Raw genomic sequence first — 21,356 nt, forward strand, 5'->3', positions numbered from 1 at the left:
ATCATTCCACCGATGGGGCGCTTCATGTTGCTATTGTTTTTTGCTCAGCCGAACACTTTATTCACGAGAGAGAACACAGTCTCATCCGTGATGCGGATGTCCGTTTTGCTGATATCGACCCCGTCCTTGATCGTATTGATAGAAGGCGGTGTGTAGGTTACCTCCGCCTCGGCATCGCGGCCGAAATGGCTGCGGCGGTCGAGCGAGGCATTTTCATAGGCATACTCATCGGGGATCATCTTGCTCGTCTGGGTGAGTGCCTTGTAGTACTCATAGTCCGGGATATAGGGGCCGATGTGGAGCGCGGTCGCGTTCGCGGGATCCTGCACAAAGCGATAGTTGCGCGAGACGGTATCGCCGTCCGTGCCGTTCAGTGCGTGATAGTCCCCACGGATCATATAGTCGCCCCAGCGCAGACGCGCATTCGGCGAAGAATAGCCGATCGAGCCGGGCAGAACCTCATTCGGAAGGAGCTCTGGGATATCATTATGTCCCAGGTTGCTGCCCATCGGTTTGCCCGTATAGCTCTTGGGCAGCCCCTCGTTGATCCAGCGTGTCTGCGGGTCAGCTTTCAGACGAATGTCCTTCGGCGTGATCTTGCCCAGGCCCTTGGCATTTGTCACCTCAGTGCCCTTGCTGTCCACGATCTTATAGTTCGCAGCATCCGCTCCCGAGAGGCCAAGTGCATAGGTAACACCGACATCAGCAGCCGTGCCGTTCCCTTGGTTCCAGACACCGTCCTTCCACGCAACATTCTCTGTGTCATACGTTGCCGTAGTTGCATTCGACACATCATCGCCCGTGATGAGGGCACGCTTCGCCGTATCATTGGCATGACGGAACCGCATGAGCCCGTCGCCGCTCCGCATGATGAGATTACCGTCGGCGTCCCGCGCCGCATTCACAACGCCGCGCGTGCCGTCATACTCCTTCGTCAGGTACGGCAGTGTCTCCGCCATGATCGCTCGGCGGTTGATCTTGCCCGCGCCATCGCCATGGATTTTCCCATTCCAACCATTCTCAAAATCGAAGTTCTGCTTGCTCAGCTGCACCTCGTACTGCACACCGCGGCTGTTCTCGCTCGCATCCTTGCTGCGTTTTCCACCCGTCGGCTGATACGTCCCCTTAATGTCCGCGATATCCTTGTCCTGCAGGGCGAAGGGCTTCCATCCCTCCGCGCGGGGCAGGCGCATACGGCTATCCGATCGATCGAGGCGCGACCGTGCATCGTTTACGGCATCCGTGCCATCGTACTCCTTTACCGCATCCTTGAACTTCATGCGGAAATCGCTCTCACGCACGCTTGCCTTCGTAATCCGGCCCTTGCCGTAGCCCGTTTCATCGAAGTCATAGTTACCCGCATCATTGCCGAGCAGCGTACGCATCGCGTCACCCAGCTTGCGGTACTGCACATCCTTCGGCGGCTCGCCGGTCTGATTTGCGTCGGCGTTTTTCGTAAAGGCACTGTCGGTTCTGCCGTAGCCGTAGTCGCTCGGCAAGGTAATGTCGTTATTTGCCGCATCACGCAGGATCAGCTGTTCGCCGCTGGGATTCACACCATCGCGGCGCAGCGTCGCGCGCGCATCCGAATCCTTCACGAGTGCAGTCACATCCGTGTTCGTGCTTGTCCCATCATACGCACGCGACACATCACCGAACGTGATATCGAGGCGGCGCGGCGTGATCGTATTGTTGTTCGTCGAGGTCTGTGAGATCACATTTCCGCGCTGATCGACGAGTTCATAGTTGCCCGCGTGCGCAGCATCGACAGCAATATTATAGTTGACTTTCTTGTTGCGTCCCGCCTTCTTATCCTCAAATGTCGCCGTCGAGATATTCTGCACGCCGTCATTCGTGAGAAGCCCGCGATCGCCGTTCTCTTCCTCCAGCTGCACGATGTCCGCACCCGACGTAACCTGATTTCCACGATAGTACGTCTTGATCGTCGGGTCGCCGCTGTCATAGACCTTGGTCGTCCCGTCATACATCTTCGTCAGCTGCCCCGGGGCATACGCCGTGACCTGCCGCTTCGTGATTGTGCCATTCGCCTGCTTTGTGATCGGCCCCGTGATATCGAAATTGTGCCCCGTATAGTTCAGCGTGTACGTCACACGCGGCTGTGCACCGCCCGCCACGTTTGCGGTATCGTAGTGGGTTGATGCCTCGTCGGCGCGGATCGTGAGCTCTTTCTTGATGTCAATCGGCGTACCATTGATGTTCACTGTCGCGCTCGTGAGATAGTTCTTGAGTGCGTCCGGCGTATTCTGCCCATTGTACTTGACCTTCGTCGTGCCGTCATAGACCTTTGTGGCATCTGCGAGCGTCAGACCGTTTGCAATATCATTCGGCGTGATCGTACGCGGTGTGATCTTGCCCTTGCCCGACACCGTGTCGCTGTCCACGCGATAGTTTCTCGCCGCGCTGCCCGCATGGTTGTCGGCGTAGTTCTTAAATGCCGCCTTCACACCGCTGTACGCGATATCCTTGTCGAGGATCGTGCCGTCCGCCGCACGGCTGACGTTCGGATCGGAGTAAAGCCCGTCAATCTTATCCGCCGCCGGCTGGTCGAAGTCAAAGTGATCTGCCGTCTTCGCGAATCCATTGAGTTTCAGCTTATTCGCCGCCGGATGCGGTGCCGTCGTCGAACCATTGGGGCGAACAACCGTCCGTGTGCCGTCGTAGACCTTATCGATCGGATCTGCACTGACCGTCAGCGTTTTCTTATAGATATCCGCCTTGCCGGAGCCATTGCCCTTCATCTCGCCATTGCTGTCAAGGGTCTCCACAGTGCCGATCTTGTAGTTCGAGAGTGTATCGGCATCACCCGAGAGCGTCAGCTCATAGGCGACATCTCGTCCTGCTGTCGCAGGTGTACGCGCCTCCGCATCCGTCCGCGTCTCCACCGAGGCATCGGGGCTGCTGTACGTCCCCTTAACCTTCAGCTGGATCTTGTTCTTGTCACGGTCGACAACACCCGTCAGATTTGCGCGTGCCATTGCATTGGCAAATATCTCATTTGTCTCGGTAAACGTGTCCTCGCCATCATACTCCTTGATGAGATGCGGCGGGAGCTTCGTCGCGAGGTCGCGTTTTTCGATCTTGTCACCCGTATGATTGATTATGCGGTTCCGAGTGCCCGAGAACTCAAAGTTCTGCGTATTGATCGTCACATCATAGTCGACACCCGCAGCGTGCGCAACGCGCTCGTCATTGTACTTCGCTGAATTCAGCTGGATGTCATTGAGATTGATATCGACGAGATTGCCACCGCCGAGATCGAGCTTGCTCGTGCTGAAATAGTTCTTGACATGCTCCATGTCCTTGTAGGACTTGCCCGTCACGGTATCTTTCCAGTAGACATCCCGCGTGCCGTCATACATCTTCGTGGCATTGTTGATGTTAAAGGTAAAGTCATTTGCCGTGACCGTACGCTTGCGAATCGTGCCCTTGCCGTATGCCGTATTCGCGATCTCATAGTTGACTGCATAGGGCTGTGCCGCAAGCGTATTCGCGAGATTCGAGTACTGGACATCCTTGCCGTTCGGAATGACATTTCCGTTTGCATCCGTCACAACGTTCGGATTGCGCTGGAATGCCGCATCCGTCGTTCCTGCACCATAGTAACTCACGATGCCGGTCGTATCAAACGACGTGCTCGTGATCCTATCTTCCGTAAGCGTGGCGGCACCGCGACCGTCCGTATCGCCTGCCGTCACCGAGGTGATATTCTTCGTGTTGTTGTTCGGTGTCGTGTCGTACATCTTCTGCACATCGCCAAACCCAAGTGTGATCGTACGCTTCGCGATCGTTCCCGACGCACCTGTGAGATCAAGGCCTATTTCGGCATTTGCCGTCGTGCCGTTGTACGAAAGGGTATAGTTCTGCCCCTGCGCCCCACCAATCTTAACATTGTATGCAATATCCTTGTTGATGCCGGCATTCTTATCCGCAACACCCGTATTCACATAGTTCGCCGTGATCGTCATCGACGCGCCGTCATTGACCTCTGCACCGTTCGACGTACGGACGAGCTTGTTGTCATTCGTCGTGCCGGATGCATAAGTAACATTGCCCTTTGCATCGTCGTCAATGAACTTGTCGTAGTGCCGCGTATCCGTATCCACGAGATTCGCATTAGCATCGTAGATTTTGTTGATGCCCGTTTTCTGTGCCAGATCGAGGTTCAGCACACGGCGGTCAATCGTGCCGGAGTCTGTCATCTCGAACTCATTTTTTCCAGAGATTTCGATGTTACTGTTGTTCAGCCGGAACTTATACTTGACGCGGATATTCGTACCCGCATCGGCACTGACATACTTCGTCTCTTTCTCGTCAATCACGAGATCGCCGCGCAGGTCAGCCGTATGTCCGCCGCCGAGGTTTGCCGTCGCCGTCGTGATATAGTTCTTCACATCATTGGAGGCACTCGATCCGTTGTACTTCACCGTCTTGGTGCCATCATAGACCTTGCGTGCGCCCGTGGTAGCAAAGATAATGTCCGACGTATTGATATTCGCCTTGTTGATCGTGCCTGTGCCGTCCTTGACGTTGAAATCATAGTTGTTCGCGCCAAAGGTCGTACCCATCGCCGTGCCGATGCCATAATAGCGCACTGTCTTCGCGCCGGCATTCGGATTGGGCGTAAACGTCCCTCCGGAGAGCGTGCCGTACTGACTCGTGACACCCGTCAACCCCGTGATCGTTGTGCCGCTGACATTGCCGCTGCTGTCCAGAGCAAGCACTCCCGCATCGTTCGCCGATACCTTTGGTGCAATCGTATTGTTTGCCGCCGTCCCATCATAGGACTTCGTTACCGGATCGAACGTGACATCCACCTTGCGCTTCGTAATCGTATTGTCATTCGTTGAGATCGGCGACGTAATCGTTGCGCCGTTGTACTTCAGATTATAGTTGCCCGCATTCGCACTGTCGAGCTTGACATCATAGTTGACGACCTTGCCCGTACCGGCGTGCTGATCCGCGTACGCTGCCGTCGACTCATTCGTCGCGCCGTCGCCGGAGACCAGCCCCGTCATGCCGATGATGTCATTCGCCGTATTGACGACCGTGTTCGCGGAGTTCTTTGCCACGCCGAGTACATCCTGCGTCGCATCATAGGTCTTCGTCAGAGAGCTCTTGACTGTGACCGTGACATCCTTCTTCGTGATAACGCCGTCGCCCTGCTTCGCAAAGGTCGACGCCCCACCGAGCGAGAAGTTCCCACTCTGCCCTGTGTAGCGCAGATTGTAGGTCACGCGATTCACCGAGCTGCCGTTATCGACATTCTTCGTATCGTATTCGGCCGAGGACACCTTCAGATCATCCAGAACATTGACGTGATTGCCATTGATGTTCACGGTCGCGCTTGTGATGTACTTCTTCTGATCGCTCGGTGCGCTTGAGCCATCCGTCCACTTGACCGTCTTTGTGCCGTCATAGGTCTTCGATGCCTGCGTGATGGAAAAGTCCACCGTGCTCGGATTCAGCACGTACGGCGTGATCTCGCCAAGCCCCTGTGCCGTTGCCCCAAGGCTAAGCGTATAGTTCCCCGCATCTGCACCCGTGAGCGAGAGGTTCGAGTAGTTGACCCAGTTGTGCTGCGTCGATCCGTCGGGTGCTGCCCACGTCGTGCCGCTGCCGCGCACATTCTCACTCTCAAACTCCTGCGTATGTCCGCTGGCAAGACCGACCGCATCGCCCGACACGACACCATTCGCGCCGATCTCAAAGCCGACCTTTGACGGGTCGACATTCTTCGTGCCGTCATAGACCTTCGTAACCTTTTTGAACGCACCCGAAAGATCCCTCGGCGTAATCGTTCCCGTCGCCGAAAGTTCAAGTTCTGTCTCTGCATTGACCGTTGTCGAGCCGTCCGTGAGGTAGTAATTCTTCCCCGCGTCACCCGCAATCTTTACCTTATACGTAATGCTCTTCGTCGTCACATTGCCACTGCCGTCGCGGGCGACATTCTTACCCGTATAGTTGCCCTGCACCGTTACCTGTGCGCCGTCGTCCACCGTATAGCCGTTCTTCTTGCGTACAAGCTTGTTGGCATTGGTTGCCCCCGCAGCATAGGCGACATTTGCTCTGGCATCGTCATCCGAGAACACCTGGTGGTGACGGGTCGCGGTGTCAATGAGCTGTGCATTGCCGTCATAAACCTTGTCAATGCCACTCGCCTCTGCAAGACCGACATTAATCGTGCGGCGCTTGATCTCTCCCGCACCAGTCGCCGTCGCATTCCCGCTCTCAAGGTTTTGCCCATTCAACGTATAGTTCTTGAGCAGGTACTCATAGCCATTATCTGTCGTCGCCTTGACATTGTAGGCGACACGCTGCGCCTCATAGGCATTCGCCGTCCGCGTCGTATTGTCTGCTTTCGTGAAATGCGCGCCCTTATTGGGATCAATCGCAAAGTTGATCTTGTCCGCATCCGCACTGATCACACCTGTACCGAGCCCCGTGTCCGGACGCAGCTTCCAGTTGGACGGAACCGTGTAGTTGCTGGTGCCGTCATAGACCTTCGCCGCATGGGAGGCGTTCCCATGCGCATCGACGATATCGAAGTTGTTCGGATCAATCGCCTTGCGGTTGATCGTCCCCTTTCCGTAGACGGTCTGGTCCACCGTATAATTGCCCGCTGTCGTCGCACCAAACGCATCCCTAAACGCCTCATCCATCTTCGTATAGCGAACGTCATGCGGCGTGCCGTTGCTCGCGTTTGCGTTGTGTCGGAAAGCACTGCCTGTGCCGTTGCCGTAGCTGCTCGATGCCGTTCCGCCCGAACGCTTATTATCCCACGCAGTCTTCAGTGCGCCTGCCGTGATACCGTCCCCACTGAGAATCGTTCCGATGACAGAGCTCTGCGGTGCATCCGTGATCTCCGTGACATTACTGTCCGTATTGACCGTCGTACCGTCATAGGTCTTCGACACATCGCCCATCTTGATATTCAGCTTGCGCGGCGTAATCTTGCCCGCGTTGGCTACCGTAATGGGTGCATTCATCGTCACGGTCTTCGTCGCACCCGAGCCGTTCGCCGTACTGATGACATGGTTCCCCGCATCGACAATCTGATAGTCGTCTGCATACTGACCCGTGAGCTGTGCCGTATAGGTGACATCCTTGTTGATGATATTGCCGCTGCCGTCACGCGAGACATTCTTATCCGTATAGCGTGCCGTCGAGGTGTTCGTCGGCTGTCCGTCCGTCTCGTCCGTGATCATCGCCGCAAGACTGACGATATCGCTCCCGCGTTTGATATTGCGGCTGCCGTCCGTATGCTCTGCCACACCGTCATAGACCTTCTCGACGGCGTGCGTTGTTGCCCGAATCGAAGCAGGCGTAATCGTACCATGTGCCGTAACATGAGCGGGGTTGGCATTATTCACAGACTCGAGATTGCGGAGTGTCCCCGCTGTCTCCTCTGCTGCAGAGCCAAAAGTATAGTTCGACAGCGGATTATTCGTCGGATCGCTCGTTCGTGCCACAACGTCATAGGCGACATAGTGCGCCTCAGAGACGTGGGAGGTACGGTTGTTGCCGTCTTCATCGCTGGAGAAATGCCCCGTCGAACCGCTCTTGAGCGCAAAGGTCACCTTCCCGTAGTCCCGCGTGACAATCCCCGTATCCCCCGATGCCGCTGTTCCCGTCAGATATGCGCCGGGCGCGAGCGTATGACGGTCGTTCCCGTCATAGACCTTCTTCGCATCTGCAACTGTGTGATCCGCATTGTATACGCGAAAACCGCCCTTATCGATCCGGCGGCGCGTAATCGTCCCCGTACCATACTGCTTATCCGCAATCTTATAGTTGTGATTCGTTGTTCCAAGCGCATTCGAAAGCCCCGCATACTCAACGGTGCGGTTTCCTGCGTTTACATTTTCTGCAAATGTCCCCTCGGTGTTCCCCGTGCCATACCTGCTGGTGACATTCGTCATGCTGAAATTGCCGGTCGTGATGTTGTCCGCGCCAACAACGGTGCCTGAAAGGCCATCGTCAAGCGATGCAAGCGACTTTTGGCTGTTGGTCGCCGTGCCGTCGTAGACCTTCGTTACACTGTTGAAGGTCATCGTAAGATTACGCGGTGTGATCGTTCCCTTATAGCTGGGATCTGTAAGCGTCTTCGACGATACGATCGGCTTTACACCCTCTGTGCCGAGGGTGTAGTTCTCTGACTCCGCTCCCGTTCCGGCATCAAAGGACGCCGTATAGGTAACGCCCTGCGTCGTCGGATTTCCGCTCCCATCCACCACGACATTCTTTGACGCGTACTTCGCCGTCGAGGTGTTCGTGCGCGATTCCGAGCCGACAAAGCCCGAGAGGGTCACAAGTGCATCGCCCTTGATGATCTGACGGCTGCCATCGGTCTGGTCGTCCATCGCGTCGTAGACCTTCGTGATATTGTTGTTCACGACCGTCGCCGTCAGCGCCTTCGGCGTAATCTTGCCGTCGCCGGTCGCGTGGAATGTATCGCTCAGTGCTTTCTTGGTCGTATTGTCCGTATCCAGCACATAGTAGTCGGAGAGGCGATGGTTCACAGCATCATCTGTCTGCCCCGTCACCTCATAGGCGAGCTTCGTCGCTTCCTTGACGTTCTTGGTTCGGGTTCCGCTGTTATCGGTGAAATACCCTTTCCCGCCCGTCAGCGCAAACGTAATATGCCCCTGATCGCGCGAGACAATGCCCGTATCGCCGACAGCGCCCGCATTCGTCGAGAGATAGACGTTCGAGCCGGGCGTATAGTCGCTGTTCCCGTCATAGACTTTCTTCGCATCAACCTTCGCATGCGTCGTCTTGTCATAGACATTGAAGCTGTCGCGCGTAATCTGGCGTGGGATGATCTTGCCGTCGAGATAGACCGTCTTATCCGTGCTCGAAACGAGGGTCTTTGTGTTGTTTGCTGGGGTATAGTAAAGCTCATAGTTGCCCGCATCATTGCCCGTGAGCCCGACATTCGTATACTGGAGCTTGTGGCTGCCGGCGTGGATCTGCTCGTTGCCCGCCGCATCCGTGTACTTCGGACCGCCTACGTTTGTGAGGTCGACGGAATCCACCGCATCGCTGTCATCGCGCATGATCGCGCCATCTTGAATGGTCTGGCCGAGTCCCATCTGTGCGATCGTCGGAGCAGTCTTTGACTTATCCAGTTTGATGTTCGGCTTGGACTGGAGCATATCCGTATCAGTGACGGCAGAGGTGCCGTCATAGATTTTGTCAGCCGCCCTCTTCTTGAAGATGTCAAGGTAGAGCGGTGCCTTGGTGATCGTCGCCTTGCCTTTGAGATTATTAATGGAGGTTCCATCAAATTCATAGTTATTCTTATCGTCACCGTTAAAGCCGATCGATCCCGTGAATGTGACTTCCTTATCCGTGCCGACATTCTTATCCGCCATCTGCGCCTTGAAATTTCCCGTTGTAAAATCAAGTTGAACGGAGCCCGCATTAATATCATCCTGCGTAAATCCGTTGGATGTGATGCTGCCGGATTTAAGCGCTTGAATAAACGCATCGGTAACGTCCTTCTTGCCGTTATACATGCGCTTGGGGTTGATGTTGCCGTTATTGAGTTTTACTTGGCGTTTATCAATCGTCACATTAACGCCGCGCAGATTCGGCCCGTCCTGATCCGACCAAAGGATCGCCTTCGTCCCGACATCGCGGATGCCGTTGGTCTTGTCGTAATCCTTCGTGCCGGTGTTGACATAATCGTGCACTTTGTTGTTGTCGACGATGTCTCCGCTATAGATGACATTCGACTTATCACCCGCGGCTGTCGGCGCATTCGGATTTACGATTTTAAGATACTTGCTGTTGTAGGTCAGACCGGTGAGGTCCTTGCCCCCGTTTGATTTGACCGTATTGCCCGTATCAGTATCCACAGTGCCATCTGCATTAAAATAGCGATAGTTGTACGTCGCTGTCGCCGTACCGCTCATAAATGCAGTCAGCAAAGGAGCGGTACGCCCCTCATAGATACGCCATTTTGCGCCGGGATCGCCATTGTTGTTGATATCCCAGCCGGAATAAGAGGAAGAGACGTGTGCTTTAACCGCTGGGCCCGACCCGAACGGTGTAGCCATTCCTGTTGTCTTATCAATGGTATAACTATTCGTAATGCCCGGTGCCGTAGGAACCCAAGTAAAATTTGAACCAGTTGCATAAGAATTTTTGATTGTTGTTTGTGCTGCAGGGTCAATCAGATAGACAAAATATGTTCCGGATGCGCCTGGGCGAATCGTTACATCGCTATAGGAATCTGTAACTACTGTGCCGGCATGTGCCCAGCCGATGATGCCGCCGCCCTCACCGATTGTCGCTTTGCTATAGGCACTGTCAATCGACGTGTGGTTCGTATAGCCGGCAATTCCTCCAATCCCCATATCCTCGCCGTCAAGGGTTACACCAGTGCCGGTATAGACATTTTTAAGGGTTGACCCGGTAGCGTGAGCCACAATACCGCCCGTAAAATTCACAGGAACAGCGCCGCCTGACCCGCCGACGTTATTCCCCATAATTGTAGCGTTTACAACACCAAGATTTTCAATACGGGCACCGGTTATCTTGCCAAAGAGTCCTGCGTATGCTCCCGTTCCAGTCGGAATAGTGAAATTTTTGACTTTGAAAAAATTGCCGTCAAATTTTCCAGTAAAGTCAGTATACCCATTACCGCCAATCGGTCTATGAGTCGCGCCACCAAGGTCAATATTGTCCTCAAGCATATAGTTGCCCGAGAGATTGTTCTTGATGTTCTGCAATTCCGTTGCATTAGCAACAAGCTGATAGTAGTTATCCCCTGCTGTTGCCAGCCCACCGTTGACCTTATACTTCGTCGTCGCAGGGGCAGTGCCGCGGTAGCCAATATGCGCCGTGCCGTCGTTTGCCGTATCCGTACGAAGGATCACGGGACTGCTTGCTGTGACCTGTGCGTCATTGAGGAAGCGGATACTTTTGCCAATGACCTCGACATTCGTCGCGTTGATTGTACCCATATTAACGACATCTGCCTTGCCTGCGGCAGATGCGCTGAAGGGCGACACATTGTTCGCCATATCTGCAGCGGTGTTGACCGTATTGATTGGCTGCGTCGAGACATGGAGACTTCCGACATTCACCGATGCCGTCTTGCCAAAGATCACGCCATTCGGGTTTACAAGATAGATTTTGCCTCCGCCGGTAATCGTACCGTTGATGGCAGAGGTGTTTGCACCCGTGACCAGATTAAGATAATTTTTTGTATCATAAGCGACCGTCTCTCCGCTCGCCACGGAGTAATCCTTCCACTTGATAACATTGTTCGCCGCGCTTGCGCCAATATTGGTCGTACTGCCTGAACGACTGACTGCAACGCCCGTCGTCATATCGTGCTCGCCTGTCGGTGCAGCAAAGCCGATCTGCGGAATCAAAAAAGCGCCCGCCATGCCTGCAAGCAGTGCATAACGCACACGCTGCGATAGTTTCGTTCGATTGTTTTTCATTCTCCGCTCTCCCATAGACATATTATTCCTTATGTAGTATATCGAATATTATAGTGCATTTAATAATAGCATATAAAAATAAAAAATCCTCCAATCGTCCTACGGATGATCGGAGGATTTTCCCAAAAACGTTTTACTGGAGCAGACTCAGCACTGCACTTGAGTTCTGATTCGCCTGTGCGAGCATTGCCTGTGCCGACTGGGTCAGCACATTGTGTTTCGTGTAGGCGGTCATTTCCTTTGCCATGTCAGAATCGCGAATTGTGGACTCCGATGCCTGCACATTCTCAGACGCAACGACCAGATTACTGCCCGTATAGTTCAGACGGCTCTGCACCGCACCGATGGCGACGGCCTGGTCTGTTGCCTTGATGAGTGCATTCTCGAACACGTTGATGGCAGCGTTTGCAGCCTCTCGTGTCGTGACTTGAACCTTTGGCCCTGCGCCGACGACTTCAGTGTTCGGGTTTAATCCCGTCCTATCTCGATTCCAACCGGCTCCATTGGCCGATTGCAATCCAAGTGCAACAGACCGCATGTCTGTGAATCCGACTTTCGTCGCTTGATTCGCACGCACACCTGTTTGCAGCGTCAACGAGTTATCGGGGGATGGATTCTGCCCGCGCACAGTTTCTTTGAAGGCATCAAGAACTGCATTCACCTCATTGCGCATCCGTCCTTCACTGTCAGTCACGGCAAAGGTCACGCCTGAAATCTGCCCATCTACACCCGGCCTCGCCGCACGAATCGTAATTGCCGGCTGGTTATCCGGAGTATAGACATCTCTCCCATACTCATCCACACCAACCAACGCATCACGACTATAATAACTAGCATGGGCATTTGTTATAATGCCTATTGCGTTGAGCAAATTCGCATTCCCAATGGGTGAAAGCGTCCCCGTATAGGTCACGCCGTTCTTTACCCATGAGGCAGTAATGGTATCCGACGAATGAATGCCGACGCTATTACCATCACGCCGCAATAATGCGGTCAGACGCGTACCCGGTCCTGTGTTGGACGCGAGACTCATATTTGTAAAGCTTGTATATGTTCCATCTCCGCCATCACCTTTGACGAGCCCATTATGCGTTCCGTCAATCAGATACTTCCCGTTATACGTTGTGAGCGCGTTGTCGTCGATCTGATCGATCAGATGATCGACTTCCTTCTGGATCAGCGCGCGGTCTTCGTCCGTGTTCGTATCGTTCGCGGCGTTGATCGCCTTTTCCTTCAGCGTCTTCAGAATCTCAATGGTGGACTGTACTGCCCCCTCTGCCGTCCGCAGCAGAGCAGAGCCGTTATTCGTGTTCACATCGTCCTGATCGAGCGCACGTACCTGCACGCGCATCCGCTCAGAGATTGCCATCCCCGAAGCATCGTCTCCGGCACTGTTGATCTTCATGCCCGAGGAGACCTTCTGCAGGCTCTTCGACAGCTCACTCTGATTCTTGTTGAGCGTATTGAGCGTGTTCACCGCCGACATATTATTCTTGACCACCATTGCCATAAAGACTGCCTCCCTGACTATCTATCATTTCCATAATTAACTTTGAAATAATTGGATAATTTTGATGTAGACATTATATCTCGCTAGATATATCGACGAAATGAGGAGGGGACTTAACTATATATATTATATTTTTAAGGAAGCACTGATAAATTCAGCCCTGCCATCGTCGCCAAATCTTCCACATAGCTTTGGCTATGCGTCCGTTTTGTCTCCTTGACAGGACAAAAAATCTACACTAATCTGACAGACTTCATTTTATCAGCGATTTCTTTATTTTGATTCTACGCAAACAGTTCCACCTGGTTGCTCTCCATCATCCCGTCCAAACAGCCGTGCTCACGCAGGAGTTCGACAGCGGGGGTTGGGATGTGTGCACGGGTGGCGAGGTCCTCGATGGAGATGAATCGTCCATACTGCCGCGCCTCGACGATTGCCTGCGCCGCCTTCTGCCCCATGCCGGGGAGTGCGGTCAGCGGCGGGAGGAGCGAGGTGTCATGGAGGATAAATTTCTCCGCATCGGACGTGTAGAGGTCGACGGGCTCGCAGGAGAAGCCGCGCAGATACATTTCCCACGCTAGCTGTAACACGATAAGGATGTCCTGTTTCTTGTTGTCGAGCTTGCCGCGGTGCTCACGCGCCTCGGCATGCAGCGCGTCGATCGCCGCCTTGATCGCATCCTTCCCCTTGGAGATAATGTTCGCATCGAACTCATCGGCACGGATGGAAAAGTACGCGGCGTAGTACGCGAGCGGATAGTGTACCTTGCAGAAAGCGATGCGGTAGCCCATCATGACGTATGCGGTCGCGTGCGCACGCGGGAAAAGATACTTGATCTTCTGGCAGGAGTCGATGTACCACTCGGGAATGCCGCCCGCACGCAGTTTCTCGACAACATCGGGGGCGATGCCCTTGCCCTTTCGCACGTTTTCCATGGTCTTGAACGAGAGCAGCGGCTCGATGCCGTTCTGCATGAGGTAGTTCATGATGTCATCACGCGCGGAGATCGCGTCCTTCAGCGTGCTCGTGCCCGCCTTGATGAGGTCCTGCGCGTTGCCGAGCCAGACGTTCGTGCCGTGGGAAAAGCCCGAGATGCGCACGAGGTCGGCGAAGCAGTCGGGGTTTGAGTCGTCGATCATCTTCTGTGTGAACGAGGTGCGGAACTCGGGGATGCCGTACGTACCCATGTTCGCGCCGAGATCCTCAGGTGTGATGCCGAGTGCCTCGGTGGATGTGAAGATCGACATGGTGGCCGGATCGTCAAACGGAATGGTCTCGGGATCGCGGTGCGTCAGCTCCTCAAGCATCTTGATGACGGTCGGATCATCGTGTCCGAGGATGTCGAGCTTGACCAGGCGCTCACTGATCGAGTGGTAGTCGAAGTGGGTCGTCAGCGTGTCCGACTCCATGTTGTTCGCAGGGCGCTGGATGGGTGTGAAGTAGTGTACGTCCATGTCACGCGGCACGACCATGATGCCGCCCGCGTGCTGCCCCGTGGTTGCCTTGACCCCCATGCAGCCGCGCATCATGTGCTCGATGTAGGCACGTCCCTTTGTCTCACCCATGTCCTCATAGTAGCGCATCGCATAGCCGAAGGCGTTCTTGTCCTGCAGTCCTGAGATCGTGCCCGCGCGGAACACGTTCATCTTGCCAAAGAGAACCTCGGTGTACTTGTGCGCAGTCGGCTGATAGTCGCCCGAGAAGTTGAGGTCAATATCGGGGACTTTGTCACCGTCGAAGCCAAGAAAGACGGCGAACGGGATGTTGTGCCCGTCCTTCGTGAGCGGCGTACCGCAGACGGGACAGTCCATGGACGGCAGGTCAAAGCCGCTCCCGACGGAACCGTCCTCGATGAATTTGTTGTACTGGCAGTGGCGGCAGCGGTAGTGCGGCGGCAGCGGGTTGACCTCGGTGACACCGATCATGGTCGCGACAAAGGACGAGCCAACCGAGCCGCGCGAGCCGACCAGATAGCCGTCGTTGTTGGATTTTTTCACGAGACGCTGCGCGATGATGTAGAGCGCGGCAAAGCCATGCTTTAGGATTGGCTTCAATTCGAGTTCGAGGCGGTCGGAGACGACCTTCGGCAGGTTCTCGCCATACAGCTTGCGTGCACGTGCGTAGGACATCTCTTGGATCTCTCGATCCGCACCCGGGACGGTCGGCGCATAGAGTTCGTCGGGGATCGGGAGGAAGTGCTCGACCATGTCGGCGATCTTCCGCGGATTCGTGACGACGCACTCGTAGGCGCGCTCCGCGCCGAGGTAGTCGAACTCGGCGAGCATCTCATCTGTCGTACGCAGGTAGAGCGGCGGCTGGCGATCCGCGTCGTTGTATCCGTTCGCCTTTTGGATCATGGCGCGGTAAACGGCATCCTCTGGGTTGAGGAAGTGCACGTCACAGGTCGCAATCAGCATTTTATCCAGTTTTCGCGCGAGTGCATCGACCTTGTGGTTGATGTCCCTGAGATCCTCGTCCGTCTGCATCGGAAAACGCTGATCGAATTTCAAAAAGTCGTTGTTGTGGATGGGCTGGATCTCAAGGAAGTCATAGAACTTCGCAATCTCCTCCAGTTCCTCGTCGGGCCGCCCCGCGACAATGCCGCGAATGAGCTCGCCCGCCTCGCATGCTGAGCCGACAATGATACCGTCGCGGTACTGCTGCAGGACGGCACGCGGGATGCACGGACGTCCGCGCTTTTTCGTTCCGCGAAAGTAGCGGATGTGCGAGAGGGAGACGAGGCGGTAGAGGTTATACAGGCCCGTCTTGTTCTGCGCGAGAAAGATAATGTGGTGGGCACGCCGATCCTCTGGTTTGTCGAGGAGGTAGCCCTCCATCCCGTAGATGATCTTGATGTCCGTGCCTTTTTTCTTCAGAGCACGCGCGGTGTTCATCGCCTCGGGAAACGCCTGCACCACGCCGTGATCGGTGATGGCTACGGCGGGCCAGCCCCAGCGCGCAGCGGTCTCGACGAGTACCTTCGGCGGAACAACGGCATCGAGCGCACTCATCTTTGTATGTGCGTGCAGCTCGACACGCTTGACCTCTGCCGTGTCCTCGCGCTGCGGAACGCTCCGCTTCTCCATGCTGTCGATAAAGAGAACGTAGTCACTGATGAATTTATCGTATTCGATTTTCCCTTGAATGCGGACGGAGCAGCCCTTGCCGATTACCTTTAGAATACGCGCGACCTCCGCGTCGACATCCTCCTGTGTGGTCTTGCCGCGTGCACCGAAGAATTTCTTACATGCGATGCCGTTCGTTCTGTCCGCAAATTTGAGCAGGAGGATGTACGCACCAGACTTGAGCTGGTTCGCCTGCGGGGCAAAGACCTCACCCTCAAGAACAACGTTCTTCACTTCGTCCTCGATCACGCCGAGGTCACGCGCCTCACCAGAAACCCCGCGCCCCAAGATGACGTTTGCGGGCAGTTCCTTCGGCTTTGCGCCCCGTGCTGCGCGTGCGGGAGCGGCGGCGGCGGGGGCTTCCTTTTTGACGGCGACGGGCATCACGGGCGGTGTCCACGCAGGTGCGTGCACTTCCCCGAGTTCTGTTTCCATGCAGACAACCCGACAGGCACAGCCGATGTGCGTGCGCACCGCTGTCTCGATGCGCTTTGCGACGGCACTCTGCGCGAACAGCTCCACACCGAATGTACCGGGGGCAGAAAGGCGGATCACGTTGCCATCGACGGCGTACTCCGCCTGCAGCAGCGTGTGAAAGAGCACGGCATCTCCCCCCGCCGCCGCGCTCACAATGCGCTCCCACTGAGGTTTCACTTCAAAGGCGAGGGATACGGCGTTCTGCTGAATGTGTGCCGATGCGAGCTGATAGTTCGCCGCAATCTGCTCTTTCATGCGCACGATCAGCCCCTCGTCGAGCACCTCAGAGCATCCAATGACCAGCTCCCATGTGTTTTCCTCCGCGGAAACTTCGACGTGACGCAGCACGCAGGCACGCAAAAGCGCCCGCTCCTCATCCGTGAGGGCGAGCCCGCGCAGGAGGCGGAGGAGCATATCCTCCGCGCTTGGCAGAATCCGATAGGTCTTGTTCATTCGTCGTAGAGCCTCTTATACTGCTCCCTGTCCTCAAGCACGCGGCGCACGTAGAGCCGCGTCTCGGGGTAGGGAATCGCCTCGATTTCGTCAAACTGATCCGTCCAGTGCCAGCGTTCCATCCACTCGCGCACGTTGCCGCGTCCCGCGTTGTACGCGGCGAGCGCGAGGATGTCGTTGCCGCCGAACTCGCGCTCAAGCTCCGCAAGGTACCATACGCCGTAACGGATGTTGAGCGCGGGGTCGTAGAGATAGTCCTCGGTGAACGGCTCATCCATCTGCCGCGCGATCCACGCCGCCGTCTGCGGCATGAGCTGCATGAGGCCGAGCGCACCGCCGTCGGACTGTGCACGCGGCTGAAATTTACTCTCGTGCTTGATAACGGCGGCGACGAGGCAGGGATCGATATGGTGGTGCACGGCACTCGTCTCAATGTAACTGCGGTAGTCATAGGGGTAGATGTAGCTGCGCTCCACCCAGCCCCAGCCGCCGACGATCGCAAAGGCAATGACGGCAACGACAAGAGCGCGCAGTCCCCACCAGAATCTGCGCCGCATTTTACGCACGTTCAAGAATCCGTTCCTTCCAAAGTTTCCCAATGTATTCCCGTATTTCTTCCTTCGTTCCACTGTTGTCAATGATGACATCCGCACGTGCACATTTCTCTGCAAGCGGCATCTGTGCGGCGATGCGTGCCCGCGCCTCGCCCTCGTCCATGGACGTATCGCGTGCCAAAAGACGCGCCAGCTGCTCCTCTCGCGGGAGCGCGACTACCCACGTCTCATCGGCGAGCGCGTCCCATCCCGCCTCAAAGAGCAGCGGCACATCCAGTACCGCTGCTCTTTTGTTTTCGTCTCTTGCCGCACGCAGCCGCTCCTCTGCCGCCATGCGAATCAGCGGGTGTGCGATGGCATCCACCTCGGCACGCACAGCGGGATCGGCAAAGACACGGCGTGCAATCGCCGCACGGTCGAGCGTGCCGTCCGCCATCACGATCTCCCTGCCGAACCGCTGCACATAGGCATTAAAGAGCGGCTGATGCGGCTGTGACAGCTCGTGTGCAAGCGCGTCTGCATCGATGATGGCCGCGCCGCGCGCACGCAGCGCTGTGCTGACGGTGGACTTGCCGCAGGCGATGCCGCCCGTCAGGCCGATGATCTTCACCTACTTCGCCTCCGCCCAGTTCTTCCCCATGTGCACGTCCACGGCGAGCGGCACGGCGAGCTCCGCCGCCCCGCTCATCGCCATGTGCAGGATCTCACTGACGCATTCGATCTCATCCGTTGTCACCTCAAGCACGAGTTCATCGTGCACCTGAAGGAGGATACGGCTCTTGACCTTTGCCTTACGCAGTGCCGCATCAGCGCGGATCATAGCGATCTTGATGAGGTCGGCTGCCGTCCCCTGGATCGGCGTATTCATCGCCATGCGCTCGGCAAAGGAACGCTGCATAAAGTTGCGGCTATGGATGGCGGGCAGGTCGCGCCGCCGCCTGTAGAGGGTCGTTACAAAGCCGTTCGTATGCGCGTCCGCGACCGTCTTGTCGAGAAACTCACGAACGCCGTGATAGCGTTCAAAGTACCGTGCGATGTAGCCCGCCGCCTCCTTGCGCCCGATGCCAAGGTCACGCGCAAGACCGAAGTCGCTGAGCCCGTAGACGATGCCGAAGTTGACCGCCTTTGCCCTGCGCCGCTGCTCGGCTGTGACCTCCGCGAGCGGCACATCGAACACCTCCGATGCGGTGCGGGCGTGCACGTCCTGCCCGTGGCGGAACGCGTCGATGAGCGTCGCATCCCCCGACATATGCGCGAGGATGCGCAGCTCGATCTGCGAGTAGTCCGCCGAGAGCAGCAGGTCATAGCCCTCGCCCGGCTCGAAGAGCGCACGCACGGCACGCCCCTCCTCCGTCCGCACGGGGATGTTCTGGAGGTTCGGGTCGGAGCTTGAGAGCCGCCCCGTCGCTGTCACCGTCTGGTTGAAGCTCGTGTGTACGCGCTCCGTCGCGGGGCGGATGAGTGCGCCGATGCCCTCAAGATAGGTGGAACGCAGCTTCGTCCACATGCGGTAGGTGAGCACCTTGTCCACGATGGGATGGCGGTCACGCAGCTCCTCAAGGGTCTCGGCATTCGTCGAGTAGCCTGTCTTGGTCTTTTTGACCTTGCTCCCCGCCGCGAGATCGAGCCGCTCAAAGAGGACTTCGCCAAGCTGTTTGGGCGAACTGATGTTGAACTCCGTGCCCGCGAGTGCATGAATCTCCGTGACGAGCGCATCGATACGCGCATTTGCCGCCGCAAGTTCGCGCTCAAGCGCGGCGCGGTTCACATAGATGCCCGTCCGCTCCATCGCTGCCAGCACGGGTACAAGCGGCAGTTCCACGTCCTGATAGAGACGCATCAACTGTGCTTCTGTGAGTGCTGTCCGCAGGGGAGCTGAGAGCCGCGCGGCAATCTCCGCCTCGCGTACGGCGCACTGCTCTTCGCTCAGAGCATCGGGCGCAGCGGGGAGCTGTCCCAGATGGGCGAATGCCGTGCGCTCGATGTCGCGCTTGCTCTCCTCGGGATGGAGGAGGTAGTCCGCAAGTTCGAGGTCGAAAATATTTGCACCGACGGAAAGTCCCGCCTGTGCATAGCGTTTCGCATTCCAGAGCACGACGGGACGCGCCGCGAGGATGTCCCGCAGCGTGTCAAACAGTGCGGAATCCGCACGCACAGTGCGCTGCTCCGTCCCATAGGAGAGGGCAAGCAGCTCCACCTGCACAAAGGGCGCATCTCCGTGAAAGCGTGCGCCGACAGCAATCTCCTCCGCTGCACGCAGCGCATCGAGGTCGGTAGTGGTGAGTTCCGCCGCCTTGAAATCCGACTGCTCATCGTCCGTCCCTGCGGCAAAGAGCGATTGCTCCACCGTCTCCGCAGGTGCAGCCGTCCCCAGATAGTCCGAGAGCGCGCGATGCACCGTCCGCAGCTCGTACTCCCGGCAGAACGCGTCGAGTGCCGCACGGTCGGGCTGCATACGAAAGCCCTCCGCCGCATAGCGGAGTTCGGGCACATTGCATTCAATCGTCGCAAGCTGCTTCGACAGGAGTGCCTGGTCGCGGTACTCCACGAGCGAGGCACTGAGTTTCTTTCCGCTGACCTCGGCGGCATGATCGAGCACGTTCTCAATCGTACCGTACGCGAGCAGCAGCTTCGTCGCGGTCTTGGGTCCCACGCCGGGCACGCCCGGAATATTGTCCGAGCTGTCCCCCATCAGCCCCTTCATATCGATGAGGCGGATCGGCGCGAAGCCGTACTCCTCCTCGAATGCCGCCGTGTCGTAGGCACGCGTGTCGCTGATGCCCTTTTTCGTCAGCACAACCGTGAGACCGTCGCGGATCAGCTGCAGTGCGTCGCGGTCGCCCGTCACGACGACGGTCTCCGTACCGCCCTCTGCCGCCTGGGTCGCGAGCGTGCCGATGATGTCGTCCGCCTCGTAGTCGTCCAGTTCGAGAAAGGGAATGCCAAGGCTCTGCGCGAGCTCCTTCAGAAGGGGGATCTGCGCGATCAGCTCCTCAGGGGTCTTGTCACGCGTCCCCTTGTAGTCGGGATAGAGTGCCGTGCGAAACGTCGTGCGGCTCTTGTCAAACGCAATGACAATCTGCGTCGGCGCGAGTTCTTTGAGCAGCTTTACGAGCATCATCGCAAAACCATGCACCGCGTTCGTGTGGATGCCGCGTGCATTCGGCGGGAGCTGCAGCGCGTAGAACGCGCGAAAGAAAAGGCTGCTCCCGTCGAGAACGGCAAATCTCTCCCCGCTCACAGGTTCGGCTTGTCCTCGTCCTCGAGACGCATGAGGACGAAGCAGTAATCAGAGATGCGGTTGAGGTACTGCAGGTCGACCTCCGCCACGCTGCCGCGCCGTGCAAGCGTCCATGCGCGACGCTCTGCCTCGCGTGCCACCGTTCGCGCCAGATCGAGCATCGCGCTCGACTTCTTGTTGCCGGGAATGACAAACTCCTTGAGTGCGGGCAGGCTCTCCTCGATGTCCGCAATCTCCGCCTCGATACCCGCGACCATCTCCGCCGTAATGCGGGGTGGCTTGTTGCGGCTCGCAAAGTCCGCCATGAGCATGCCAAGCTGCTTCTGCACAGCGAGGATATCGTCCTTCACGCGCTTGTTCGTCGCAAAGGCGCGTGCCATGCCGAGCGCAGAGCCGAGGCTGTCGACCTTGCCGTAGGCCTCAACGCGTGCGTCATCCTTCGCGATACGCTCGCCCGTGAAAAGGCTCGTCTGTCCCTGGTCGCCGGTCTTTGTTGTAACACTCATCGTAGATTCCTCC

At 56.8% G+C, this 21,356-nt stretch carries 7 protein-coding genes; all 7 read right to left on the reverse strand.

The annotated features are described in order from the left end of the window. Nucleotides 1-44: 44 nt before the first annotated feature. Entirely contained in the window at nucleotides 45-11,477 is an 11,433-nt protein-coding gene (locus HMPREF9334_RS07845; protein ID WP_006692929.1) for a YDG domain-containing protein, read from the reverse strand. Nucleotides 11,478-11,610: 133 nt separating this feature from the next. Then, the gene (locus HMPREF9334_RS07850) at nucleotides 11,611-12,987 is read right to left on the reverse strand and encodes a flagellin N-terminal helical domain-containing protein (RefSeq protein ID WP_006692930.1); all 1,377 of its coding nucleotides are present in this window, start codon (nucleotides 12,985-12,987) and stop codon (nucleotides 11,611-11,613) included. Nucleotides 12,988-13,271: 284 nt separating this feature from the next. Further along, entirely contained in the window at nucleotides 13,272-17,042 is a 3,771-nt protein-coding gene (locus tag HMPREF9334_RS07855; protein WP_006692931.1) for a PolC-type DNA polymerase III, read from the reverse strand. Beyond that, nucleotides 17,039-17,614 carry a lytic transglycosylase domain-containing protein gene (locus HMPREF9334_RS07860; protein WP_006692932.1) on the reverse strand — a complete coding sequence of 192 codons (576 nt, stop codon included), beginning with the start codon at nucleotides 17,612-17,614 and terminating at the stop codon, nucleotides 17,039-17,041. Before HMPREF9334_RS07860 ends, HMPREF9334_RS07855 begins: the two co-directional genes overlap by 4 nt. Further along, nucleotides 17,601-18,206, reverse strand: a complete 606-nt coding sequence (coaE, locus tag HMPREF9334_RS07865; protein ID WP_006692933.1) for a dephospho-CoA kinase — start codon at nucleotides 18,204-18,206, stop codon at nucleotides 17,601-17,603. The genes HMPREF9334_RS07860 and coaE overlap by 14 nt, the downstream gene beginning before the upstream one ends. Next, nucleotides 18,207-20,837 carry a DNA polymerase I gene (gene polA / locus HMPREF9334_RS07870; protein WP_006692934.1) on the reverse strand — a complete coding sequence of 877 codons (2,631 nt, stop codon included), beginning with the start codon at nucleotides 20,835-20,837 and terminating at the stop codon, nucleotides 18,207-18,209. It lies immediately after the preceding gene. After that, nucleotides 20,834-21,343, reverse strand: coding sequence for a cob(I)yrinic acid a,c-diamide adenosyltransferase (locus tag HMPREF9334_RS07875; protein ID WP_006692935.1), 510 nt, complete (start codon nucleotides 21,341-21,343; stop codon nucleotides 20,834-20,836). The genes polA and HMPREF9334_RS07875 overlap by 4 nt, the downstream gene beginning before the upstream one ends. Nucleotides 21,344-21,356: the final 13 nt, after the last annotated feature.

It is taken from the genome of Centipeda infelix ATCC 43532 (assembly GCF_000234095.1).
GTDB classification, from domain to species: domain Bacteria; phylum Bacillota; class Negativicutes; order Selenomonadales; family Selenomonadaceae; genus Centipeda; species Centipeda infelix.